Raw genomic sequence first — 23,882 nt, forward strand, 5'->3', positions numbered from 1 at the left:
GAGTGGTCAGTTAGATTTGTTTTGGGCCCCCAACTGGTTTAAGTTTTTAATGACATTGCGGTAAGAAGAATTTTCTTCCAATGGTTCCCGGATGTTTCCTTTTTCTTTCATCTCTTCTAGTATGGACTTGATCCGAGTGTATTCATCATAAGCTAAATTTGATTTTCCTATTTGGTATAAAAAATTAGCCTTTGCAAACCGTGTTGGAACATTGTATGGCTCTTTACGTAAAATTTGGTCGAGAAGCGAAAAGGCAGTTTCTACTTCATCATACCCATTCGAAAGTTTTCCATTCCAAGCTTCATCCTTCAATGAAGAATCGAAATACACAAGTGCCAATTGAAAAGGAAACCGAGAATCCTCTTTGTCTAATTTCGAAAGTTGTTTAAAAAGTCCAATGGCACGATTGCGTCTGACCGGCTCCCAACCCATATCTTTGGATGCATTGGCATAAGCTACAGCCGTTTCATATAACAACTGCTTGTCTAACTTCCCAGTCTGGATGGCTTTTTCAAAATAAGGCAATGCAGACTCGTAAGAATGGATTTCAAATCCACCTTGTTTGGCATTTGGTAAAGATTCACCCATAGCTTCTTCATAATACCTGGCTCCTAAATCAGAAGATCCAGCACGCATATAGGCCCTGGCAATTTTCCAGGAAAGGGCGGCTGCTTGGTTGGACTTTTGAACCATTTTCCGAATCCGTTTGTCCATCTCTTCGATTTCAGCCTCTTCCAAAGCTAACTTCTCTTTCCAATTCACGATGTCTTTTTCGGAAGGAAGTTCCCCTCCAATTCGTTTGCGGTATTTGGATTCGGTCAGTGACTTGAGATAGTCACAACCAACCAAACTAAAGCCAAGCAGGAGGAAAAGGAAACCTAGTGGCAAGGAAACCAAAGAAAACCTGCTGTTTTTTGTGCCCATCAGTTCGATTTTAGTTTCTTTCTTTTGGATGAAAAGAAAAAAATGTGATTATGTCTCATAGTTTTCGCAGGCTGGGTGAAGCCGATCTTTCCCTTCTCCTCCAATGGGAATCTCTCTGTTTTCCAGGAGAGGAATGGACAGAAAAAATGATCCAAACCCATTTAGAATTCCATGTGGCGTTTGGATTGGGAGATCCAGAAACAAAGTGTTATGCGCTTGTTTGTGAAACTCCTTGGGAGATCGAAATTTTTCGAATCGCAACACTCCCCAACTATCGGAAGTTAGGTTTGGCAAAAGAACTTTTGATGGCACTATTCCAAGAATTTCCTAAAAAAGAATTCTTTTTGGAAGTAAAGGAATCAAACCTTGCCGCCATTGGTCTTTACCAATCCGTCGGTTTTATTGAATTAGAAAGACGTAAAAAATACTATCCGGACGGATCCACAGCTGTCCTGATGAAAAGGAATCCATCAGAATGAAAAATGCATATGTCACAGGCGCATCCCAAGGAATTGGAAAGGAATTTGTTCGTGCCCTTGCGAAAGACTATAATGTCTTTTTAATTTCCCGAACGGAATCCGATTTAAAAAAAGTAATTTTAGAACTAGAACCAAAATCCAGAGGGATTTTGAAATATTTTGCTCTGGACCTTACCAAAAAAAAAGATGTAGAAGAACTCGCTGAGATCATCTCAAAAGACAAAGAAGCCGAACTTCTAGTCAACAACGCAGGGTTTGGAACTGTCGGTGAATTTGCAGCACTTCCACTCGACAAAGAACTAGATGAAGTCAATCTGAATGTCAAAACTTTAGTACACTTAAGTCATGTGGCACTAAACCGATTCAAAAAAAATAAAAAAGGTTATTTGATCAATGTGGCGTCTATCGCTGGTTATTTGCCAGCACCAGGGAGTGCAATATATGCCGCCACCAAAGCTTTTGTAAAATCGTTTACAGAGTCCATCCACGAGGAAGCAAAACTCCACGGAATTTTTGTCCAAGCACTTTGCCCAGGACTCACTCATTCTGACTTTCACCAAAGAGCAGGGATTAACAAATCCAAATATCCATCTTTTATGTGGCAAAATGCAGATGTCGTAGTAGAAGAATCGTTAAATGCCCTTCGTTCTAACCAAGCGGTGTGTATTACTGGTTCTTTCAATCAAGGAGCAGTTACTCTATCCGAGTTAATCCCACGAGGTTTCCTACGTAGGTTGAGTGGAAAGTATCTAAAACTAGAAGAGGAATAGGATGGATGTTGCAAAATTAGATGCCTGGTATCGTAGGTTACTTGTAGTTTCCTCCATTATTGCTGGGGGATTTCAAGTATATTACGAAGGTAATGTTTGGATCAATGCTGTTTTCGTTGTTCTGATGGCAGGAGTTGTGGGTTATTTCACAAATTTCCTTGCGATTAAAATGTTATTCCAACCTAAACATGGTAAGGTGCTTGGTTGGTCAGGTCTTGTTCCCAAAAACAAATCCAAAATTGCAAAATCACTCGGTGAAAGTATCCAAAGTAACCTCCTTCATCCGGATATTATTTTAACTTATATTTATGAGCGAAACCTAGTCGAAACGGGAATTCAAAAAATCGTCAAAGAAATTGATGAAGCCATCCATAACGTAGAAATCCGAACCATGCTTGTCACCAAAATCATTTCTATGTTAAAGGAAAGAGGACCAGAAATTTTAGAAGTCATCTTTGATTTTTCAGAAGAAACAATGAAAAAGATGGCAGAACGTCCAGAAGAAGTGCAAAAACTTTGGGACTACACAAAAGAACGCCTAACATACTATCTAACCGAAGAAACCAATCGTGAAGAGTTGGGAAAACAACTCCGAGTGGTATTACTGGAAGAAATGCCAAAACTGGCAAACTTACTCAACGAAGGATTAGAAGAGTATTTAAAAACAAGAAGTACGCTTGGTAAAATTGGGATTGGAGTGAAAAAGATTTTTTCTTTTAACGAAGAAGCCATTCGTGAACTTTTAGAACGATTTGTGAAAGATCCTGAAACCTCAGACCAGTTTATGAAGATGATGGATGAGATGATGGCAGGTCTCCAAGAAAGATTAAACTCCAAAGAAACACAAGAATTCATTACTGGAAAAATTTCCAATTGGTTAGAAGCAAGTGGTGATTACGCAAGACAAAACCTTTTGCCATCGGGAATTGAAAGATTACAATCTTACTTAGATGATCCAAACAACTGGGAAGAAATAGAAAAGAATTTTTTCCGTGCTGTGGATTGGGTTAAAAAACGACTTCTTGAATTTATGAATAGTGAAGAAGGAAAAGTTTATCTCAAAACCAATATAGAAAAATTTGTCCACAATATCAATGTCACTGCCCTTGTCGAAGAACGTGTGATGGCACTTGACACAGACGATTTGGAAAAAATGATTTTGGATAATACTGGCGGAAACCTTGTCGTTATACAATTCCTCGGCGGAATTTTAGGAATGATTGCAGGACTCATCCAAGTCCATATCTATTTTGCAGTACCTGTGGGAACATTAGTGCTCATCACATACATTGCCCATTACAGAAACCAAAAGCGGATCCTTGCGGAATCAGAACGAACAATATGAGTGTGAAAGAAGAAAACCATCCTCCTTATTTTGCCATTTTATTGTTTTTAACATGCATCGTCGGATTTACGATGCAGTGTACTTCGAAAAAAAGTTTTGTTAAATTGGTAACAAAAGAAAATGAAACAGGACTTTTGTATTTAGTTCGCCCAGATCATACTTCCCTTTCCATTTGGAACTACGACTGTTTGATTTCACGTTATCCAGACAAATTTTCTTCGTCAATCAAACCCACTCCCATTTTTAAAATTGAACTTGAGAATGCATCATTAGGTTTTATTCGGTTACCGGAAGGAACCTACCGTTTGGATGTCATAGGGAAAGAAGATACAACAAAAGTATTCCAAATCAAAAAAGGAGAAGAAAAATATTTTGAACTTAAAATATTCAGTGAAACAAAATTAAGTAGGAGCGAACTCACCTTTAAAGAATTCAATAAAGAGTCAGCTCTAACAGAAATTCTTTCAACACCAACCTTCACCGAATCTCGTTTTGAATCAGTACAAATGCCGATTGAGTAGAACCAAAAAATCTTTTGCAAACTTTGATCGACCAAGATTCATCCAGTCGACATGCCCCCCACCACGTATTTCCCAAAACACTTTAGGTTCTTTTGCTAAACCAAAAATCTGTTTTCCATTTTCAAAAAATATAACCGTATCTTCAGTTCCATGAATGATTAAAAGTGGAATAGGAGAAAGATTCGCAATGGAATCACGTGGACTTGTGTGGTCATGAAATACCCAAGAAAATAAATTCCCCATTGGAGGAAAGATCACATGATTCATTGTTTGTTTAGCAACTTCCCGATAAGAAGGAAAGGATCCATCAATACAAAGTAAAACAACTTCGTTTTTATCTTTCCAATCGGCGACAGAGCGCATCGCGATGGCACCACCTAAACTTTGGCCATAAACAATTAACTTGGAACCTCTTTCCCTCGTTGCTTGTAATGCATAATCTAAAACTAGTTTGCTATCATCCAGAATATCTTCAGGATCGGGATCTCCTTCCGATTCACCATAACCTCTATAGTCAAATACGATGAGTTCATACCCATGGTTCACAAGCCAAACAAGAGATAAAAAATGAGCACTCATGTTTTGTCCATTCCCATGAAATTGCAAAATGACCGCTTTGGGTGTTTCTTGTTGTTTCGAATAAATCCGCCAAACATTTAACTTCACCCCATCTTTTGTTGTTAAAAAAGTGGGAATATACGAAAAACCCATTTGTGTAGGTGTAAAATAAGTTTCTTTTGTTGGATGATAATACAAAGATGAACAATTAAAAAAAAGAAAATTAAAACAAATAATGATAAGATATAAGTGCTTCTTCATAAAATCTTTCTCCATTAACTTCTAATCGTATTTCATGTATATTTGAAAATGCATAACGAACCTTAAAGGTTACGTAATAAGAATTCAAATTATGGCTTAGTTGGTAGTTTTGGGCAGTGGCACCTGTATAAATTTTCCATGCACCCCACTCATTTTGATACAGTAAACTAAGGTTTCCACCATAACGAATTCCATTTTCAAACATCCTTCCATTTTGAGCTTTCACTCCACCAAGAATACTTAATACACCTAAACTCATCGGTGTTTTTCCAAATTCATTGGAAAAAGAATACCCCATACGAAGGTCAAAGTTACCAACTTGTTTCCTAAGAGTTTCGTTATTGTTTTGATAAACGGCAGTTTGGATACCTGTATCAAAAAAATAGGAAAAATCTTTTGAAATTGCATTATAGGGATTCAAAGAAGCTACTTTAATGGCACTTACAGACGTTAGCTCTGGCTTTTGATTCTCATACGCCCGAACCGTTGTGTCGAAAAATGCCAATTCCGAATTGGGAGCATGACCTTTACTTACATTCAATAGGTCGTGGTATGCGATTCTATATTTAAACTCTGCAAAATTTCCTAAAGAAGAGACACCAAAGGATGTGGCAACTCGGCTCAAAGGATGTGAGGCTTCCGGTGGTGTGGACAAAGGCACTTGTTCTTTTGGAGTATATTCATCATTTTGTTTACTTCGAAAAACGAGTAACTTATCGTAATAATCTTTGTGTTGTTTCGGGATCTCCGCATTACTTGAATACCGATAACGATATGTGTCAAGAACTGCATCAGTAACCAAAGACATTCGAAAGTTTTCTTTTGGTTCTGGTAGGAATGCATTTTCAAAACGAATCATATCAAAGTAGGTGGTTTTTTCATCCTCTGTCATATCATAAAGTTTATATTTAATTTTGGAATACAAAGATGGGCGATATTTTTTCGAAATCACAAAACCATCTTCAGCTAAGTAAAGTTTTATGGTGTCACCAGGAGCCACTATCCAACCAGTTTTTTTACTGATATCTAATTCAGGAATGGATACTTCTAAAAATTCCATTAAATGATAAGAACAGTTTTCATTGATAAAAAAATAATCAAAGTCTGCCCTTCCCATTTCCCAAAGATGCCGGATCAATCTATCTCTTTCTTCAGGTTTTAACTTTAGTTTGTATTCCCAAAGATCCCGACTTTCCATATCATTGTATTCATTTACTTTTAGATAATAAGGAAAGATGGCAAAGGTACCGGGATACCCACCGGTTAATCCTTTCACTGCATATGCAAACCCATTCATTTCCCCCGGATTGGCAGCATAATTGACTCCATAATCTAATAACTCAGAGTTTTCATTTACCTTATTATTGAGTTTGATGAGTGTATGTCCAAACATAGAAGCTGGTGCTTGCATATAATAAGATGAAAACACAACGGATATCGAATCGGGAGTAAGAGTTTCTTTCCAAACTTCAAAACGTGGACATTGGACCTCGTTCATTCGATTGAAATCAAATTTAAGTTTTCCTTTCAACCAATGGTATCTTTCTGGATAGGCACATTGAGGATGTTGTAATCCTTCAGGAATTGGTTCTTCTGTAAAAAAACTATGAAGGGTTGCGATTAACTCTTTTTCTGGATGGTATTTTCCCTCATCCGAAAGAAAATAACGTTTGTTATCGACTTCACTTTCCCAAAATCCCCATCTGGTCTTTTTAAATCTAAGCAAACGATACCAATGGGTTTCTTCGGCAAGATGTCTTTCTTTCGATTCATTGATCAGTTCTTCTAGGTATTGTTTGCTTTTGGGAGATTTTGGAATTTCTTTCCCTTGTTTTCTTGCCGTTAAAAAATCTAATTCAAGTATGTTTTGTTCGCCAGTGGGTTCGATGGCCCCAAGCGATGTTGTAAAGAGGATGAAAAGAAAAGTAAGTAAGTACAGAGGAAACACCAGAGCATCCAATGGTTGGATACTCTGATTTTTTACAAAGGTTTAGATTTTGCAGTAATTTTTTACTGTTTGGTCTTTTTCCAAAGTTTCGTGAAGGTTTGACAACATCAAACTAGGGTTTGCTTTTGATTCTTCGGTGAAGATTCTAGAGTAGTTTTCTTTTACCACTTCGCTGAATCGAGCACCAGATTTACATTCAAAAAGAGTGGCTAGGTTAGAAAGTTTTTCCCCTTTGCCAGCTGCCATTTCTTGTTCCAAACTATCAAAGTTCATGTGCACATAGATTTCACGTGCATGTTCTTTTTGGGCAACGCCATCTGCTGTACAGTTAGATGTTCCCGTTGTAATTCCAAAGGTTTGGCTTCCCGCAGTTCCGTTTGTTGTAGCAACAAAAATTTGGTTACCACCTGGCATAACAAGAGTTCCAAGTCCGCATCCCGCCATACCGTATTTAGGTGCAGCAGACATTTGAGACGCAAGGAGAACCATAGAGATTCCGATTGTGGAGATGAGTGTTAACTTTTTCATTTTATTTCATATCTCCTTAGATTTGTGAACAAGACTTAGCGAGGATTTTATCGCTTTTAACTTCTGATTTAACTGCTGAAAGTAAACTTGCAGGTGTTGAATCTTCAGTGATGAGTTTGGCATAGTTTTCTTTCGTCACTTGGCCAAATCGGGAAATAGAATCATTAGAACAACCAAGAAGGTTTCCAAGAGACTCTAATTTTTCACCTTTCCCAGAAGCCATTTCTTGGCCTAGAGAATCGTAGTTCATTGTTACGAACAATTCTTGAACTTTGTCTTGTTTTACAACACCATCAGCAGTACAGTTGGAAGTTCCAGACGTAATACCAAAGGTTTGGTTTCCATAAATTCCATTTGTCGTAGCAACTAAGATTTGCTCACCACTGCTATTCTTTTGAAACACGTATGTTCCCAGTCCACAACCAGCCATACCATATTTTTTTGCTTCTACAGAAGTAGATGTCAAAGAGACAGCTACAACGGCAGCAGACAAAAACAGGATTGAGGTAATTCTTTTTCCCATTTCGAATTCTCCTTTTGAAACTTTCGAATCAAATTCGGACGAAATCTATCGGAAGGATTTATTTTAGTCAAAAACTTTTTAATTACACGAGGAAAATAATCAATTACTTCGATTCTCACTAACACGAAACAAACGAGAACGCCTCATCAAAAAAAACCAATTTGCAAACCGCAAAGTTTTTTTTAGAATAAAGCCAATTGTTTCGGATAAAGTAGTGTTCCGTCGCCCTGGAAAACCCCTTTTACAGAATGTAAAAAATTCAACTACAAATGCACATGCTGGAAAATGCAACCAGCTACCGTCTTCTGGCTATTGAACACCATTCACTTTCTGGAATGTTTAAACTTAAGGGGTTTCAGCCAAAATTCCAGAAGTGAATTAAAAAAGATGATACACTAACACAAGAACGAAAGTTGGCGTGAAATCTGTATTAGGGGAGCTTATCTGACCAGAGTTATGTGAGGCCTACTCCCAAGTCAAATTAAAAAAAAGGCGTCAAACTGTTCAGTTTTTCTTTATTTGCATAAATGTTTTTTTTTTGATTTGATTGAAATCCCAAGAAAATTTCCAATCGTCGCCTAGGAGACAAATATGAAGTTAAAAATAGCATCGATTGCAATTTTTTCTCTAGTCGCTTTGGTGAATTGTTCATCAGGGTATCAGACTGGTGGGTTTGCAGTGTTCCAAAACTACACTTTGAACAAAGACGTTTCAACTGGCACAGACCTTGGAACAAAAACTGGTAAAGCATGTGTATCCAACATCATGGGTTGGATGACAACTGGTGAAGGTGGAGTTAAAGAAGCAAGTGCAAAAGTAGATATGAAAAAAGTAAAAGCTGTAGACTACCAAATCACAGGCTTCCTAACAATTTGGACTAGAGTTTGCACTATTGCGAGGGGAGACTAATGAAAAATTTAATCAGAGTTTTAGGTGTATTAATCATCGCTGTTTTTTTTGCTAATTGTTCCGTTCAATACACAACGCCACCGGGATATCTTTTTCAAAATATTACAATGAACAAAGACGTTTCCACAGGAAATGACATTGGAACCAAAACAGGAACTGCATGTACTCATGGTGTTCTTTCCATTTTTTATTTAGGAGATGGGGGAATTGGAGCAGCAGCAGAACAAGGTGGAATCAAAGTTGTGAAAGCTGTTGATTATTCACGACTTTCTTTGTTAACTCTCTTATACAGCAGAGTTTGTACAATTGCGAGAGGAGACTAAGATGAAAAAATTTAACCTTTTATTTGTAATGATGATCGGGTTTGCCCTTTTCAATTGTGCCGTTGCTGGTCCAGGATATGGGATTAATCCAGGAAGCTTGTACACCAATGTAACACTCAATAAGGATATTTCAACTGCAACCGAAGTAGGAGCTAAAACTGGAGACGCTTGTGCGTATTCCATTATTTATGCAATTACTGTTGGAGATGCGAGTATCAAGAGTGCTCAAGAAGACGGTGGAATCAAGGTTGTGAAAGCTGTAGATTACCAATATACTAATATTCTTGGTCTTTATACAAGCGTTTGTACAATCGCAAGAGGAGACTAATTCCTCCTTACCATTGCCTAGTTTTCATTAGGCAATGGTATAATCTCTACCCCTTCCCCTTATTCCCCCAAAAACTGAATCCCCGAATATACGAGAACCGGTTTTCCATCCACTTTTTTTAGATCCATTCTCTCCCCTAAATTGCGACCAAAACCTAAAATCCTAAGTGTGGATTCTGATTCTAATTGGCAAGGCAATTGGTTAGAATTTTCCATTCCACCTAACGAATAATAAACAGTGGCATTCACAAACCCATGTTTGTCTTCTTTCAATTCCACTCGTGAGATCAGTGAATACGGATCCTTCGTTTGATAGGTTGTCAAAAATGATTTTTCAGGCAACCGGTAGTCAGGTTTTGCCAAAACTCCAAAACCCCAACTTCCTTTGGCAGCATTCAATGAATACATAGTAAAAATAGGAGTTCCTTCCCAAGCTTCAAATTCGATCCGCATGGATTCCAAGGTTTTTTCTTTTACTGGAATCAAACCAAAAAACAGACGTAAGTTGGTTCCAAATCGATTGTCCTTTTCTACTAAATCAATGTCAAAACCCATCATTTCTATTTTAGGTGGATTTCCTGGTTTTACTTCATGGATTCCCAAAGGAGAAACATAGAGGCCATAAAAACCATCTAACCTATTTTGTTTCTTTCGTTCTGGCAAAGGTGGATCTTCCCATTTAAATCCCGTTTTGTATTCATAAGTTATATCCAAAATATCTTTGTTAGCTGGTCGAATGGAAGCAGTCGCAAAACTCAATGTGTTTCCGACAAGAAAACTTGCAGTTTCCGATTCTGGATCATAAAGCAAATCTGCAAAAAACGGAGGTAGTGATCCAGAATGCCCTGAAATCCAAATACTTTTCTCACCACTCTTCTTTTCTTCCATCAAAACAGGAAGGCCTAACTTCATTTGAAAATTAGAACTCGGTCCTTTTTGGATGCGATGGAATTCGAAAAAGCTGGATGGGGAAAGAAGACCATTCCCTCTTTTACTTTGAAAGAATGTCTTCATAAAAAGACCCATATCTTCTCCGGTGGTCGAAAGAGAACCAGCCGTCAAATCACGGATCACGGGCCGAAGGGTTTCTGTTTTCCAAAACAAACCGGAATATCCAGTCACTAACTCCGATCCGTCATTTAACTCTAACAAGGTGGAGTGTTTCATTCCGGCTTTGGAAAATAGATTCTTTTGGAAATACTCTTCAATCCCAATGCCTGAGGTTCGTTCTATGACGATTCCAAGAAGCCCAAACCCAAAATTGGAATAGGAATGAGCTTTGCCTGGTTCGTTTCTTTCCATCTGCGAAAGTGTTTGCGGAAGAGAACGAAAGGCAGCCAAAATCTCGGGATCCTTGGTATTTGGCGAAAGGAAAAAACCAGAAGCTCTATCAGAAGGTAATCCCGATTGGTGGGTTAAAATGTCTCGAATGGTGATTTCACGATACTTTTGCCCACGAGAAGACATCCCAACTAATTCGGGAAGGTATTTGGAAACAGGATCATCTAACTTCAGTTTGCCATTCTCTTGTAATTGCAAAAGAGCGATTCCTGTAAATAGTTTAGTAATACTTCCTATTTTAAATCTTTGTATCTGGCCTTTTTTGTCCACACCAAGAGAACCTGAATGCACAACTCCATCACCTAATAAATACATATACGAAAGTGATTTGATTCCTGAGTTTTCTACTTCTTCTATTTTGGACAAAACCACTTTCTCCGTAGCAGTTAGGTCCTTATGATAAACCTCTTTGGGTTTTTCTTGTAGGGAGGAACATTGTAGGAAAAACAAAATGTTTAAAATCAAAAAAAAGGATTTTGATTTTCGATTTAGAGAAGCCGGAAGAGGAAAAGATAATGGCAGGGGATGGAAGGGAAGAAGAGATTCTTCTTTTTCCTTGTTTTTGTTCTTAACAGAGGATTTGGGCGAAGACTGAGTGTTTTTTGGGGAACGAGGCTTCATTCCTCTAAAAATCAAAAACAAGCAATCAATCGCAAGCCCATAAAACGCAGAACCCCTAAGACCTATGGATTCAGGAGTGATCGCTATGCCAAACGGAAAGAACTACAAAAGTTCTCTTCGTTTGGGTTTTGTTTGTTGGTAAAAAGTTTGTGAGATTCGGTAAAAAATCTTAATCTTCGATTACGCTCATGGAGTATTCAGAAATCGCCTCACGACGTTTTTCTGCATAATCTTTGTGAAACCAAAGGTCTTGTGTATTTTTAGCGGTCTTTTTGTTTCCTACGGTGATAGTCGTCATACAATGATCCACAGCGTATTTCATTGCCTCTTTTCCCGTTTCTCCAAGTCCCTTATTTCGTTTTTTACGAGTGATTTCAGCACCTTGTTTGTTGACACGCGCAACTAACTTGTCGTAGTCGGAATCATCAATACAAAATACAGTTTCTTTTTTGGCATCCTTCCACTTCACATCCACTTCATATAATGGTGCTGCAGAAATATTGATAAAACCTAAATCAAAAAGTTCAGGCCAATACTCATAGAAAAAGGATAACATTAAAGACCGAATGGCATACCCATCAAAATCCGCATCGGTGATGATGCTGATGCGATCGTAATGAAGTTCATCAATGGACTTCACTTTTTGGTCGAGTGGAAGGCCCACAATGGCCACAATGTTTTTCATCTCTTCGTTTTGCATGGCTTTGGCAAGAGACATCCCCTTACAGTTGAGTGGTTTTCCCCGGAGAGGGAAAAGTCCATGTAACTTTGGATTTCTTGCCGGACGTAGACCCGCAATCGCAGAGTCCCCTTCCGCCACAAAAAGAATTCGGCCTGGATCGTTTGGTTTGCCTGTCGGAGGCATAAGCTTAGGGATATTGTTCCGCGACGCCTTACGGAGGCCTTTCTGCGCGTCCTCGAGCTGTTTCATCTGGGTTCTGCGTTCCATCACCATCTTAATTTCTTCGATGAGGCCCGTTTTTTTCAAAAGTTTGTCGAGGTGTTTGTCCACAGACTTTCGAATGTCTTCATTCAAATCATTAATGAGATAAGATTTATCTTGTGACTTAAACCGTGGATTGAGGATACGAAGGTTTACATACATATGAAAACAACTTCTGACATCGTTTCTTGTACATTGGGTGTTTAGTTTTTTTTCTAAACTCACAATTTGTGATTTTTTACGAATCTCATCACAAAGCCTATTTTCTAAATATTCAATCGCAGATCCACCTTGAGGGCAAAAAATCGAGTTCACCCAAGTGAGAGTTTTGTTTTGTCCCACAACCACATAAGTATCCATATGGATTTGAGAAGAGGAAGATTTATCCGCATAATCTAACTTATAGTAAACCATCTCGGAGTTACTAAAAATCTCATCAAAACCTTTTTTGAATTTATACTTTTCTTTTCCCGTTTTGTGAATAAAAACCACTTCAAGACCAGGATTCGACATCGCAATGTCTTGGAGATACTGTTTCACCAAATTGATGTTAAAAGAAGTGTCCAGGTTGTTAAAATAAGCAGGATTGAGTTCAAACTCAACTGTTGTTCCGTGATCTTCTTTTTTGGCAGTTTCTGTAACAGCTGTCATTCCTGTTTTATCACAAGGAGCTTTTAGTTGTTTGATTTGGTCAGCTGACAAAAGAGGACAATCGGCAAAGGTTCCATGTTCGTCATAGTATAAATGAACTCGTTCTGTATCTTCTTTAGAAAGTTTAAATCCACGGATGGTTTTTTTCACATCATCGTGAATGCTAAACATTTTTTTGTAAGCTTTCCCACCATTGATGGTCTTCACTCTAAAAAAAGAAGAAACCATACGCACAAGAGAAATCCCCACACCGTTTTGTCCGGCAACATGGTCTTCTTTGACTTTGTCATCAAAGTTTTCTCCATACATCAAATGGAGGTAAACTCCTTCGGCATTGTCTGCAGGAATTCCACGACCGTTATCTTGGATGGTAACACGTTTGCGGTCTGTAGACAATTGGATGATGAGTTTGTTCATCTTGTCTTTTTCTGGGATGGATTTGTCGTTTAAGTTCTTTCTGTACTCATCCACACAGTTCATACATGCTTCGTCCAAACACTTTAGTTTGGCCGGAATGTCGGAAAGTTCTTCGTGTACGATGTCATACTTACCAGAGTTATCTTTGGTAAAAAAATGTTGTTCAAAAGTGGAAAGGGAGTTTTGCCCAAGCCACATTCCTGTCCGCATCCGAACGTGTTCTACATTCGATAATTTCTTAAAATTTCGCGAATTTCCTGAGGTTTTTTCAGTTTTTTGAGCCATAATGATTTATTTCGGATCCCATTTTTTCTTCAGTTCGTCAAGTTCATCGGTCATAAAACCGGTGAGTTTTTTATCATCTTTTTGTAATGTCGTATACTCAGTGTATTTTGTTTTTGCTTCGACAATGGCATCTTCACATTTACGAACTTCTTCCAAAGTCATCCGATACACAGGAATGGAACTCAACCATTCGAAATAAACAAACTTAGCTGCTTTCAATTTGTCTTCGAATTCTTTTTTGGACTTAATGCCTGTTACTTTTTCGTTCCATTTTTCTTTGATGAATCGAATGAGTTCTGAGTTACGATCAATCTTTTCTTTTTCGAGTCCAGCGAGTCGTTTGAAACGACGGATGAGATGGGTTTTACGAAAGTCACAGAATCGTTTGATGATTTCTTCAGGGTTAAAGTTACGAAGTTTTCCTTCGTGAGTGATGACGTTGATGGTTAAAACTTCATTGTTCTCTTTGGAGAAAAGTTCTTTGATTTCTTTTTCCGATGGTTCTTCGCCTTTTTTGGCAATGAGTTCTATTTTGAAGGTTTGGCTGGAATGATCCACATAGTCCTTCAACCAATTGTCCTTCTTTTCGATCAGGTCATCTAAGTAATTCACAACCTTTTCGCGGTTCCAATTCATAGGAGAGTCGACAAGAAACAATTTTCCGTCTTCTTTTTTGAATCCGAAGGTTGTGGACATCACTGTGCTACCGTTGTCATTTTTGGACAACTTTACTTCTCCACCGTACCCTTTGTACCAAGGTGTGACCTTTTTTGGTTTCCCTGTTTTTAAATAGGTAACTTGAGAATCAATGACATCACTCAGTTTATGAGCAGGAATAAAACAACGAAACCCCGTTGCAATCCCTTGGATGTTATTTAGGAGGACAACTGGAACCTTTCCCACAAAATGAATGGGTTCATCTTCTGTTTCATCATAGTTTTTGACATAGTCAATGTCCGGTAAACTTTCAAAAAATCCTAAATCTTTCGCAAAGTCAGAAAGTTTAACTTCCGTATAACGAGGAGAAGCAATTGCATTGGGATCTAAAACATCCCCAAAAGTTCCTTCCCCATGCACTAAAGGATAGTTATTTGCAAAAGCAAAGTCTTGGGCCATTTGAGAAAGGGCATCTTGGATCGAACGATCTCCGTGCGGATGGTATCCCATCGCAAGCCCTGCCACTTTTACGGTTTTGGTATGGCGGTTACGAGCGTCAGAGTTCCACATCGCCCATAAAATCCTTCGTTGAACAGGCTTTAGACCATCAATTTCTTGCGGAATGGCTCTTGAATCGCATACATAGCGAGAGTATTTCCTTTGGTCATCATTCACTTGGTCTTCAAAGGGGCGTTTTGGATACTGTTCTTCGTTCTTCATGGTTCCAAATGACACAGGGATGGGATGAATTGACTTGTCAAGCGGTTTTCCCTTTTTAGACTGGCGATACGTACCTGTCTATGTCCCCAGAAACTCAAGTATACTCCCGATTCTATTGGCTTTTATGTACCTTGATATTTTTTTCTGGATCGAACTGCCAGAACCTGAAATCACTCTTCACGAGAGAGCCAATTTCAGAAATTCCCGCTTCCGTTTTGTACATCAAATCACCCAGAAAAATGAACCTATCTTTCTTTCGGGAAGGTTCTTCTCACTTCCGATTCATTGAATGGGAACCAGGAAAAACGATGGGATATGCGGAGAAAATTGAGCTCAGTTTCTTTGCTTACGAAAACAATTTTTTATCAAAAGTTAAATCCGAATTTGGAAATGTACCATTTGAAGCTTATAAAATAGTTTGGAACCGGAAAGTAGGAAAATTTAGAAAAGAAGAATCCGAAAATCGAATTTTCTTTTCTTATACCAGCTCTTACATTTCAGAAACAAAGGGTGCCACAATCACTTCTCTTTTGGAAAACAAATCCAATTCCTTAGAAACAAAAACTCCCATCGAGGAGTTCGATATATTTGAATTAGGTGGGGACACGGGCCAACTCATTGAAGAAGGAGTTCGTTCTGAATTGGGCGGTGATAGTCGTTGGTCGCATAGTTTAGGAAGTATGGAATTGTTTCCCAACTCCACAGTATTCACCAAACAAGAAACTGGAACCATCAAATCGGAACATGTTTCCCATCATTATGATTATTTACAACTTCGTTATGAACTAAACGAAACAGAAACCGATAAACTATTCTTTAAACTTATCTATAAAGAAAATAATACACAAATTTTCTTTGTTCCGCCGTACACCAATGGACTGGGTTCTAAAACAAAAGAACCATTTGGTTATAAGCGGATCGGAGACTTTTTACTCAAAGAGGAAATGAAATGACAGAAGTTCGCACTCGTTTTGCCCCATCCCCATCTGGATTTCTCCACGTAGGAGGAGCAAGGACTGCTTTATTCAATTATTTGTATGCGAAAGCAAAAAAAGGAAAATTTTTACTACGCATTGAAGACACAGACCAAGACCGTTCGACAGAAGCCTCTTTCAAAATCATTTTGGAATCTTTAAAGTGGCTGGGAATGGAATGGGACGAAGGTCCAGGTGTGGGAGGTCCCAATGGCCCGTACACTCAGTCCGAAAGAATTCATATTTATAAAGAATACACAGACAAACTAATCTCTGAAAAAAAAGCCTATCGTTGTTTTTGTTCTGCAGAAGAACTCGAAGGCAAAAAAAAACAAGCCGATGCGATGGGAATTCCATACATCTATGATGGAAAATGTTCAGATCTTACAGATGCAGAAATCCAATCCCAAATGGAGAAAAAAATCCCATTCACTGTAAGGTTTAAAACTCCACATAAAATTGTCATTGTCGATGATATGATCCAAGGCAAAGTAAAGTTTGAATCCAAACTCATTGGTGACTTTATTATCGTAAAATCCGATGGATTTCCTTCGTATAACTATGCTGTGGTGATTGATGATGCACTGATGAAAATCACACATGTGATTCGTGGAGTGGGACATCTTTCCAACACTCCTCGTCAAATTTTAATTTTTGAGGCTTTTGGATTTCCCCTTCCGAGATTTGCTCATGCCAGCGAAATTGTGGGAACCGATGGAAAAAAACTTTCCAAACGGGCAGGTGCCACATCCGTTCTTGCTTTCCGTGACTTAGGTTACTCGAGTGATACCATGCGTAACTACATGGCACTCCTTGGTTGGACTTCTCCTGATGGAAAAGAATATATGAGCGATGAAGAGCTTTGTTCTGTCTTTGATGTGGAACGTTGCTCCAAATCTCCTGCTACCTTTGATGTATTCAAAAAATTAAAAGAAGAAGAAAAGGAAACTGTTGATTTCAATAAATTATCACTTCTAGGTCTTGCAGAATATCTAAACCCAAAATCAAAACTCAATTGGATGTCGAATAAATACATTCGTGATGTAAAAATTGAAACTTTAGGCAAGGAACTCGAACCCTTTCTTAAAGACTGCCAAATTCCAGAAGAATACAAAATAGGAACCAATCCACAACTCCTCTCCATTTTAGATTCTGTACGTGTGTATTTGGATCGCCTCATCCAAGCCCCACCCTACATCGAAGAATTCTTTTTAGAAAATCTCCAATTTGAAAACGAAGAAGCCAAACAACTGATTTTGGAAGGAAACGGAAAAGCCGTAGTTTCTGCTTTTTACCAAACGGTCAAAGCCAAACCACTCACCACTCCAGATGAATACAAAGAAGCGATGGCAAAGGCAGGAGAAACCACGGGGGAAAAAGGAAGGACTCTTTTTATGCCCATTCGGGCCATCACAACGGGGAAATCCCACGGATTAGAACTACCCATCCTCTTTAGCCTTCTTGGCCAAGAGAAGCTTGTCAAACGGATGGAACAGCTTGCCGAGGCACTACGACTCTCGATTTAGGAAATTTTTTCCCCTACTGTTTGCTTTTAAGGGATTTTTGACTTTTTTTCTCCCTCTTGTTCGTGTAATATGAGTAAGAGAGGGGGAGAAAGCGGCAGTTGACAGCACCATCCGAAGTTTTACCGTATTTGTTATGCCCCTCGCCTGGGTCCTATGCTATGTTTTTGCCTCCCGACATGTCATCTGTCAAACATTTCAGAAAGGATCTCAGACGAACCCTAGAAGACAATGGGTTTAGTGCTGAACATATCATGAACATTGAGCTCGCAGCTGATGAGGCCCTGACCAATGCAGTCTCTGCCAATGTTACCTGTCACTGTGACGAAACCATCATCTGTCGCTGGAGGATTGATTCTTCCAAATTTACACTTTATATTTTGGATTATGGGTCAGGACTTTCCGGGGAAGGTTCCGTTCCCGATACAGACAAAGAACTTCTGAGATCCAACCAATCACAATGTTTTAGTACCTTCCTTGATCATATCAAAAATCACCAAAGTAAAAAACCGGATACCCTTCCTTATAATGGTTTCGGCCAAAAACATAAGAACATGGGAAAAGGATTGAAAATTATCAATGCCATGATGGACTCCGTTAAAGTAATGTTTCACGGAGAAGGAATGGTAGACGAAGCACCGGCGGGATTCAAAGTTATGGGTTCCATCATCGCTCTCGAATACGACCGTTCCAAACACTTATAATTTGATCCTTCATATCAATACTTCCCGCGAGTGGCGCGGCGGAGAACAGCAGCTTTTTTATTTGGTCCAAGGACTAACTAATTTCAAAATCCCACAAATCGTTGTCGGCCAACCAGGTTCTCCTTTAGAAACAAAATGCAAAGAAAACGGTTATGAATTTGTCCCAATTGAAATGCGTGGAGAGTGGGATAGAAAAGCATATAAGAATATTCGATCTCTTTGTATTTCCAAAAATGTAAAACTCATTCATACTCATACGGCTCACGCCCACACTCTTGGATTACTTGCCAAACGAAACCACCTAAACATTCCTTTGATTGTTTCGAGAAGAGTAGATTTTAAACCAAAATCTAGTTTTTTCTCTAGATGGAAATACCAACATACGGCTAACGATTATTATCTGCCAGTTTCTCAAAAAATCAAAGAAGTAATGATTTCAAGTAAAATTGCTCCAGAAAGAATCATTACAGTGTATTCGGGGATTGATTTAAAACGTTTTTCAAAATCGGCACCACACGAATACTTAAGAGAAGAATTTCATATTCCTAAAAAATGTATTGTGATTGGAAACGTAGCAGCCCTTGTCGATCACAAAGACCAAGAAACTTTACTCAACGCGATCTCAAAAATGAGAACAACAGTAGACTTTCGCCTAATGATCGTCGGTGATGGGAAACTAGAAAATAAATTAAAAACACAAGCAGAACAATTGGGAATTAAGGATAAAGTCATTTTTACTGGATACAGAAAAGATATCCCTGCTCTTCTTTCTTTATTTGATATTTTTACACTCACCTCCAAAGAAGAAGGCCTAGGAACTTCTGTTTTGGATGCAATGGCATCGGCTCTTCCTATTGTTGCCACAAATGGCGGTGGGATTGGTGAGATGTTGGATCATAATGAAGGCGCTTACGTTTGTTCGGTGGGAGATTCGGAAAGTATTGCCCAAGGTTTGGACAAACTCGTTGGATCCGAAGATTTGCGAACCAAGTTCGGTGTTTTCAACAAAACTTCTGTAAAACGTTTTTCCGTTACCAAAACAGTTGAAAAAACAAAACTCATCTATTATTCCTTTTTAGGAGATACTTTGTACGGAGAAGGAACATGAGCGGAAGACTTCTTATCATTGATGGCCATGCTTTGGCATTCCGAGCCTATTTTGCTTTTGCAGCTTCAAACCTTACCAATTCCAAAACAGGACTTCCTAGCGGTGCTGTTTTTGGTTTTTGGAGGATGTTATTCAAACTCCTCCAAGATGAAAAAGTAACCCATATTGCCTTTACCTTTGATCCCGGTACAAGACTCGAAAGAAACGATTTGTATGAGGATTATAAAGCACATAGAAAACCAATGCCAGAGGATCTAAAACCTCAAATCCATACAATCTATGAAATGTTAAAAGCGTTGGAATTCCCTATGTACAAAATGGATGGGATTGAAGCTGACGATATCATCGGTTCTTTATGCAAAAAATTTGGAAAAGATTTTGATGAAATAGTCATTCTTTCCAGTGATAAAGATTTATACCAAGTCCTTGATAAAAACATACACATGTTACGTGGGAAACGCGGTGTTTCTGAATTTGAAAAGATCGATCCCAAATGGGTAGAAACCAATATCGGAATTACCAAAGAACAAGTTCCTGATTATATGGGACTACTCGGAGATGCTTCTGATAATATTCCTGGTGTCAAAGGTGTGGGAGAAAAAGGTGCCGCCAAACTCATCCAAGAATTTGGAAACCTAGAAACCATTTATAAAAAATTAGATCAGGTAAAAAACAAATCACTCATTGATAAGTTAGCAGCCGACAAAGAGAACGCATTTTTATCGCGAAAACTAGCAACCATTGTTACCAACCTCAAACTCGATATCAAAAAGAATGATCTCAAACTTCCGAACTACCATGAACCAGCCAAGGTTCAATATTTTAAAGATGAAGGATATAATGTCCTCCACCGCGATCTTGCCAAACAAGCAGGAATTCAGATTGTAAGCGATGGGGACTCCAAAGAAAAAGTTTCAGAATCAGAACCGGCCAAAAAAGGCAAAAAAGCATCAAAAGAGATAGCAGGTACTGAGAGTGAAAATAAACCAAACAAAGGTTCGGCGGTAACAAAAAAGAACTACAAACGAATCCAAACCTTGGATGAATTAAAAAAAATTGTCGCAAAACTCGATCAGAAAAAACCAATTTCTGTGGATACAGAAACCACTTCACAAGATCCAATGCTTGCGGAGTTACTCGGTGTATCCTTTTCCCAGGAACCTGGCGTTGGTTATTATATCGCATTCTCACATCCTGAGTCCATTTATAGCCACCTACTCCCAACACCCGAAGAAGGACTCGCAGTTTTAAAACCAATGTTTACCGATCCCAAATGGAAAAAAGTGGGACAAAACATCAAATATGATTTATTAGTACTTCGCAATTATGGTGTTGAACTTTCTGGAATTCATTTTGATACCATGCTTGCTTCTTATCTTTTAAATCCAGGGGAACGACGCCATAATATGGATGATATGGCCGTTGACTACTTGAATTATAAAACCATCACTTATGATGAGTTAGTTGGCACAGGAAAGAAAAAACAAAACTTATACGATATTGATCCTGAACGAGTATCCGAGTATGCTTGTGAAGATGCCGACATCACTTTTCAACTTCACAATGTACTTTCTCCTAAAATGGAGGAAGGAATTCACAAAAAACTTTTTTATGAGATTGAGATGCCAGTGCTTCTCACTTTGGCTGATATGGAATTTGAAGGAATCAGTGTGGAAAAGGGATATTTCGAATCTCTCTCCAAATCCTTCGAAACAAAAATCAAAGAACATGAAAAGAACATTCACTTCTATGCGGGAAGAGCATTTAATATCAATTCGACGAAAGAGTTACAAACCGTTTTATTCGAAGATTTACGCCTCCCCGCAGAGAAAAAAACACAAACTGGATATTCCACCGACCATTCCGTTTTAGAATCTTTACAAGGAACCCATCCCATCATTGATGAATTATTGGAAATCCGAAAATTTTCAAAATTAAAATCCACTTATACAGATACATTGCCTACACTCATCAATCCCAAAACGGGACGTATCCATACAAGTTATAACCAAACCATTGCTGCGACAGGAAGGTTATCTTCTACAAATCCAAACTTACAAAACATCCCCATCAAAGATGAAGAAGGGAGATTGCTTAGAAAGGGTTTTATCGCTAAAAAAGGATATGAAATTTTATCTCTTGACTATAGCCAAATCGAACTTCGCATCATGGCCCACTTTGCCAATGATCCACAAATGATGGATGCTTATCAATCAGGAGTTGATATCCACAAAAGAACTGCAGCAGGGATCTTCGGAGTTCCAGAAGACAAAGTAACACCCGATATGCGAAATAAAGCAAAAGTCGTTAACTTTTCTGTCATCTACGGAGTTACATCCTTTGGTCTTTCCAATAACTTAAGGATCAGTCGCAAAGAAGCAAAAGAGTTTATAGAAAAATACTTTGCTACGTATAAAGGCGTCCAAACTTATATGGAAGAGATTGTAGAGTTTTGTAAAGAACATGGGTATGTCGAAACACTTCTTGGTCGCAGACGTTATCTCCCAGACATTCACTCCAAACACAAAATGGCAAGTGAAACAGCCAAACGTGTGGCCATCAACTCTCCCATCCAAGGTACATCTGCTGATATGATTAAGTTAGCAATGATCCAGATTCATAACAAAATCAAAAAGAATGGTTATCGCTCCAAACTCCTACTACAAGTTCATGATGAACTTGTCTTCGAGGTAGATCCAAAAGAAAAAAAAGAATTCTACCAAATGGCAAAGGATGAAATGGAATCTGCAATGAAACTAAAAGTTCCCATTGTCGCCCAAGGGAAGTTTGGCGGTAACTGGGATGAAGCACATTAGGCCATTTGCCTTACTTCTCCTTTTTTTCACATTCTATCTCTGGGATACAAAAGTCCTATTCGAAACAAACAACCTCTATGGTCGTTTCGATTGGGACATGTATAGTTTCCATGTTGAATTTTTAAGAAAATCTTTTTTAGAATTTGGAACCATTCCCTTATGGAATCCATACTACGGAGCTGGGTTTCCCGTTTGGGAAAACCCAACAAGTAAGATAGGAAGCCTAACCCACCTACTTGTTCTTTTTTTGCCGACCCTCATTGCATTAAAAATAAGTTTTCTCATTTATTTTGTCCTTTCTGGAATACTTAACTTTCATTCTTTTCGGCTCTATACAAAGTCTTCCAACTTACCATCGTTACTATTTGTATTCCTTTTCCAATTTTCCGGATTCGTATTTCAAAAATTCTATGCGGGTCACTTAAACCAAATTCCTGCTTTATTTTTACCGGCCCTTATTTTTTATACTTTGTATTTCATCCAAAAAAAAAATTGGGATATTGGGATATCCATTACATTTATCACCTATATATTGTTATCTGAAGGTAGCATCTACCCACTCACCCAGTCACTATTTCTTCTATTTTTTTTAGTGATCAGAGAAATTTGTTTTTCCGATTCACCAAAAAAAAGGATTCTAAATTTTACAAAACTATCCGTCTTTGTTTTTGTTTTTCTCGCTTTCAAGTGGGTTCCGGTTTACCAATTCATTCATTCAGTCGGTAGACACTTTGTTGCAGACCAGTTTCCACTTTCCTTAAACGATATTTATCTTATTTTTTTTGGTCCATCCCAACACCCACTGCTTGCAAACTCTCTTTCCCAAATGCAATACCGGTATTGGGAGTATGGAAATTATCTTGGACAATTCCCACTTTATCTTTTTCCCCTCTTATTCTTCACAAAGAAAAGGATGTTGCCCGTGGTTCTTCTTCTTGGGCTGGTGATTTGGATGATGATGGGAAAAGTTTCTGCTTACGCACCAGCAAACCTTTTAGAACTTTTACCCATTTATTCCTGGGAACGAGTGTATCCTCGTTGGAGTCTAAGTGTTGTTTTTTTATATGTATGGTGTTTGGCGGTAGGATTTCAAAATCTTTCGACTTTGGTCCCATTTCGATTTCAAAAATATTTAGGAATTTTCATCATCCTTTGTTTTTTCTTCCATACCCAAGATACAAAACGAATGAACACAAAAATTCTATCGGAGATTTTTGTACTTCCATTGCCTAACATAAGTATCAAAAATCCAAATACCTATCCGATTACAGTTCCCACAGTTCCTGATTATGGCTCCGACTCACGGATGTTACCTGCCATCCTTTCCAATTTATCAACCAATGATATTTATGAAAACTTAACCTTCTATTTTACAAACAAAACAACCTCTGACAAAGATTACAAAGGTGAAGTTTATCTTCTTTCTACAAAAAAAGAATTCAAACCTAAATTATGGAAACCGGATCGATATGAGTTTGATGCCTTACCAAAAGGAGAAACTTTGATTTTTAATCAGAAGTACCATCCAAACTTTTCACTGAATGATAAAAAAACAAGTGTTTGTTCTTTCAACGGTTACCTAGCTATTTACGCCAAAGCAACACTCAAAGATCCAATCGTTTCTTACAATCCTTTCAAAACAATCAACTCCAGACCTAAAGTGCATCAACTTTGTTTCGACGCATCTCAGTAACTCCAGTTTTCTT

The 23,882-nt window shown here is 38.3% G+C and carries 21 protein-coding genes; 13 read left to right on the top strand and 8 right to left on the bottom strand.

Features of this window, described 5'->3' with window-relative positions; genetic code table 11:
- Positions 1–6: 6 nt before the first annotated feature.
- Positions 7–924: a tetratricopeptide repeat protein gene (locus EHQ47_RS02620; protein WP_135696953.1), complete on the bottom strand. Its 918-nt coding sequence runs from the start codon at positions 922–924 to the stop codon at positions 7–9.
- Between the two features lie 50 nt (positions 925–974).
- Here EHQ47_RS02620 and EHQ47_RS02625 point away from each other — a divergent pair, with 50 nt between their 5' ends.
- The 4 genes from EHQ47_RS02625 to EHQ47_RS02640 are packed head-to-tail and all read left to right on the top strand — an operon-like array spanning position 975 to position 4,039.
- Positions 975–1,403: a GNAT family N-acetyltransferase gene (locus EHQ47_RS02625; protein WP_135776498.1), complete on the top strand. Its 429-nt coding sequence runs from the start codon at positions 975–977 to the stop codon at positions 1,401–1,403.
- Positions 1,400–2,173: an SDR family NAD(P)-dependent oxidoreductase gene (locus tag EHQ47_RS02630; RefSeq protein ID WP_135776499.1), complete on the top strand. Its 774-nt coding sequence runs from the start codon at positions 1,400–1,402 to the stop codon at positions 2,171–2,173. The genes EHQ47_RS02625 and EHQ47_RS02630 overlap by 4 nt, the downstream gene beginning before the upstream one ends.
- A gap of 1 nt (position 2,174) precedes the next feature.
- Complete coding sequence (locus tag EHQ47_RS02635; protein ID WP_135776500.1) at positions 2,175–3,518, top strand: DUF445 family protein; 1,344 nt, start codon at positions 2,175–2,177, stop codon at positions 3,516–3,518.
- Positions 3,515–4,039, top strand: a complete 525-nt coding sequence (locus EHQ47_RS02640; protein ID WP_135776501.1) for a hypothetical protein — start codon at positions 3,515–3,517, stop codon at positions 4,037–4,039. Before EHQ47_RS02635 ends, EHQ47_RS02640 begins: the two co-directional genes overlap by 4 nt.
- On the opposite strand, the gene EHQ47_RS02645 is transcribed toward EHQ47_RS02640, so the two are convergent.
- The 4 genes from EHQ47_RS02645 to EHQ47_RS02660 are packed head-to-tail and all read right to left on the bottom strand — an operon-like array spanning position 4,016 to position 7,857.
- Positions 4,016–4,858 carry an alpha/beta hydrolase gene (locus EHQ47_RS02645; RefSeq protein WP_244290189.1) on the bottom strand — a complete coding sequence of 281 codons (843 nt, stop codon included), beginning with the start codon at positions 4,856–4,858 and terminating at the stop codon, positions 4,016–4,018. The two genes, EHQ47_RS02640 and EHQ47_RS02645, sit on opposite strands and share 24 nt — an antisense overlap.
- A complete protein-coding gene (locus EHQ47_RS02650; protein WP_135776502.1) occupies positions 4,821–6,806 on the bottom strand; it encodes an Lnb N-terminal periplasmic domain-containing protein in 1,986 nt (661 codons plus the stop codon). The genes EHQ47_RS02645 and EHQ47_RS02650 overlap by 38 nt, the downstream gene beginning before the upstream one ends.
- A gap of 42 nt (positions 6,807–6,848) precedes the next feature.
- Entirely contained in the window at positions 6,849–7,334 is a 486-nt protein-coding gene (locus EHQ47_RS02655; protein ID WP_100742006.1) for a DUF3015 family protein, read from the bottom strand.
- A 16-nt stretch (positions 7,335–7,350) separates the two neighbouring features.
- The gene (locus EHQ47_RS02660) at positions 7,351–7,857 is read right to left on the bottom strand and encodes a DUF3015 domain-containing protein (RefSeq protein WP_135748337.1); all 507 of its coding nucleotides are present in this window, start codon (positions 7,855–7,857) and stop codon (positions 7,351–7,353) included.
- Positions 7,858–8,448: 591 nt separating this feature from the next.
- On the opposite strand from EHQ47_RS02660, the gene EHQ47_RS02665 reads away from it, so the two are divergent.
- The 3 genes from EHQ47_RS02665 to EHQ47_RS02675 are packed head-to-tail and all read left to right on the top strand — an operon-like array spanning position 8,449 to position 9,417.
- Positions 8,449–8,766, top strand: coding sequence for a TRL domain-containing protein (locus EHQ47_RS02665; protein ID WP_135748336.1), 318 nt, complete (start codon positions 8,449–8,451; stop codon positions 8,764–8,766).
- Positions 8,766–9,089, top strand: a complete 324-nt coding sequence (locus EHQ47_RS02670) for a TRL domain-containing protein (protein WP_135748335.1) — start codon at positions 8,766–8,768, stop codon at positions 9,087–9,089. Before EHQ47_RS02665 ends, EHQ47_RS02670 begins: the two co-directional genes overlap by 1 nt.
- A gap of 1 nt (position 9,090) precedes the next feature.
- Positions 9,091–9,417 (top strand): TRL domain-containing protein, encoded by a 327-nt coding sequence (locus EHQ47_RS02675; protein WP_135748334.1) that lies wholly within the window; start codon positions 9,091–9,093, stop codon positions 9,415–9,417.
- Between the two features lie 59 nt (positions 9,418–9,476).
- Here the strand turns inward: EHQ47_RS02675 and EHQ47_RS02680 are convergent, their stop codons facing one another.
- The 3 genes from EHQ47_RS02680 to EHQ47_RS02690 form a co-directional block, all read right to left on the bottom strand.
- Positions 9,477–11,378, bottom strand: a complete 1,902-nt coding sequence (locus EHQ47_RS02680) for a serine hydrolase domain-containing protein (protein ID WP_135748333.1) — start codon at positions 11,376–11,378, stop codon at positions 9,477–9,479.
- A gap of 169 nt (positions 11,379–11,547) precedes the next feature.
- On the bottom strand, positions 11,548–13,674 hold the full coding sequence (locus tag EHQ47_RS02685; RefSeq protein ID WP_135776503.1) for a toprim domain-containing protein: 2,127 nt from the start codon (positions 13,672–13,674) through the stop codon (positions 11,548–11,550).
- Between the two features lie 6 nt (positions 13,675–13,680).
- Entirely contained in the window at positions 13,681–15,051 is a 1,371-nt protein-coding gene (locus EHQ47_RS02690; protein WP_135748331.1) for a DNA gyrase subunit A, read from the bottom strand.
- 239 nt (positions 15,052–15,290) lie between these two features.
- Between EHQ47_RS02690 and EHQ47_RS02695 the strand changes: the two genes are divergently transcribed.
- The 6 genes from EHQ47_RS02695 (at position 15,291) to EHQ47_RS02720 (ending at position 23,869) form a co-directional block, all read left to right on the top strand.
- Positions 15,291–16,004: a hypothetical protein gene (locus EHQ47_RS02695; RefSeq protein WP_135748330.1), complete on the top strand. Its 714-nt coding sequence runs from the start codon at positions 15,291–15,293 to the stop codon at positions 16,002–16,004.
- Positions 16,001–17,551, top strand: a complete 1,551-nt coding sequence (gene gltX / locus EHQ47_RS02700) for a glutamate--tRNA ligase (protein WP_135748329.1) — start codon at positions 16,001–16,003, stop codon at positions 17,549–17,551. The genes EHQ47_RS02695 and gltX overlap by 4 nt, the downstream gene beginning before the upstream one ends.
- A gap of 158 nt (positions 17,552–17,709) precedes the next feature.
- Entirely contained in the window at positions 17,710–18,252 is a 543-nt protein-coding gene (locus EHQ47_RS02705) for an ATP-binding protein (protein WP_135748394.1), read from the top strand.
- 1 nt (position 18,253) lies between these two features.
- Positions 18,254–19,360: a glycosyltransferase gene (locus tag EHQ47_RS02710; protein WP_135776504.1), complete on the top strand. Its 1,107-nt coding sequence runs from the start codon at positions 18,254–18,256 to the stop codon at positions 19,358–19,360.
- Positions 19,357–22,176: a DNA polymerase I gene (gene polA, locus EHQ47_RS02715; RefSeq protein WP_135776505.1), complete on the top strand. Its 2,820-nt coding sequence runs from the start codon at positions 19,357–19,359 to the stop codon at positions 22,174–22,176. The genes EHQ47_RS02710 and polA overlap by 4 nt, the downstream gene beginning before the upstream one ends.
- Positions 22,163–23,869, top strand: a complete 1,707-nt coding sequence (locus EHQ47_RS02720) for a hypothetical protein (RefSeq protein WP_135776506.1) — start codon at positions 22,163–22,165, stop codon at positions 23,867–23,869. The genes polA and EHQ47_RS02720 overlap by 14 nt, the downstream gene beginning before the upstream one ends.
- Positions 23,870–23,882 lie beyond the last annotated feature (13 nt).

The organism is Leptospira bourretii, assembly GCF_004770145.1.
GTDB lineage: Bacteria > Spirochaetota > Leptospiria > Leptospirales > Leptospiraceae > Leptospira_A > Leptospira_A bourretii.

Bases quoted from the DNA above. Each gene is read 5' to 3' on its own strand.
- EHQ47_RS02620 (WP_135696953.1), bottom strand. From the start codon at position 924: ATGGGCACAAAAAACAGCAGGTTTTCTTTGGTTTCCTTGCCACTAGGT.
- EHQ47_RS02625 (WP_135776498.1), top strand. From the start codon at position 975: ATGTCTCATAGTTTTCGCAGGCTGGGTGAAGCCGATCTTTCCCTTCTC.
- EHQ47_RS02630 (WP_135776499.1), top strand. From the start codon at position 1,400: ATGAAAAATGCATATGTCACAGGCGCATCCCAAGGAATTGGAAAGGAA.
- EHQ47_RS02635 (WP_135776500.1), top strand. From the start codon at position 2,175: ATGGATGTTGCAAAATTAGATGCCTGGTATCGTAGGTTACTTGTAGTT.
- EHQ47_RS02640 (WP_135776501.1), top strand. From the start codon at position 3,515: ATGAGTGTGAAAGAAGAAAACCATCCTCCTTATTTTGCCATTTTATTG.
- EHQ47_RS02645 (WP_244290189.1), bottom strand. From the start codon at position 4,858: ATGAAGAAGCACTTATATCTTATCATTATTTGTTTTAATTTTCTTTTT.
- EHQ47_RS02655 (WP_100742006.1), bottom strand. From the start codon at position 7,334: ATGAAAAAGTTAACACTCATCTCCACAATCGGAATCTCTATGGTTCTC.
- EHQ47_RS02660 (WP_135748337.1), bottom strand. From the start codon at position 7,857: ATGGGAAAAAGAATTACCTCAATCCTGTTTTTGTCTGCTGCCGTTGTA.
- EHQ47_RS02665 (WP_135748336.1), top strand. From the start codon at position 8,449: ATGAAGTTAAAAATAGCATCGATTGCAATTTTTTCTCTAGTCGCTTTG.
- EHQ47_RS02670 (WP_135748335.1), top strand. From the start codon at position 8,766: ATGAAAAATTTAATCAGAGTTTTAGGTGTATTAATCATCGCTGTTTTT.
- EHQ47_RS02675 (WP_135748334.1), top strand. From the start codon at position 9,091: ATGAAAAAATTTAACCTTTTATTTGTAATGATGATCGGGTTTGCCCTT.
- EHQ47_RS02680 (WP_135748333.1), bottom strand. From the start codon at position 11,378: ATGAAGCCTCGTTCCCCAAAAAACACTCAGTCTTCGCCCAAATCCTCT.
- EHQ47_RS02685 (WP_135776503.1), bottom strand. From the start codon at position 13,674: ATGGCTCAAAAAACTGAAAAAACCTCAGGAAATTCGCGAAATTTTAAG.
- EHQ47_RS02690 (WP_135748331.1), bottom strand. From the start codon at position 15,051: ATGAAGAACGAAGAACAGTATCCAAAACGCCCCTTTGAAGACCAAGTG.
- EHQ47_RS02695 (WP_135748330.1), top strand. From the start codon at position 15,291: ATGAACCTATCTTTCTTTCGGGAAGGTTCTTCTCACTTCCGATTCATT.
- gltX (WP_135748329.1), top strand. From the start codon at position 16,001: ATGACAGAAGTTCGCACTCGTTTTGCCCCATCCCCATCTGGATTTCTC.
- EHQ47_RS02705 (WP_135748394.1), top strand. From the start codon at position 17,710: ATGTTTTTGCCTCCCGACATGTCATCTGTCAAACATTTCAGAAAGGAT.
- polA (WP_135776505.1), top strand. From the start codon at position 19,357: ATGAGCGGAAGACTTCTTATCATTGATGGCCATGCTTTGGCATTCCGA.
- EHQ47_RS02720 (WP_135776506.1), top strand. From the start codon at position 22,163: ATGAAGCACATTAGGCCATTTGCCTTACTTCTCCTTTTTTTCACATTC.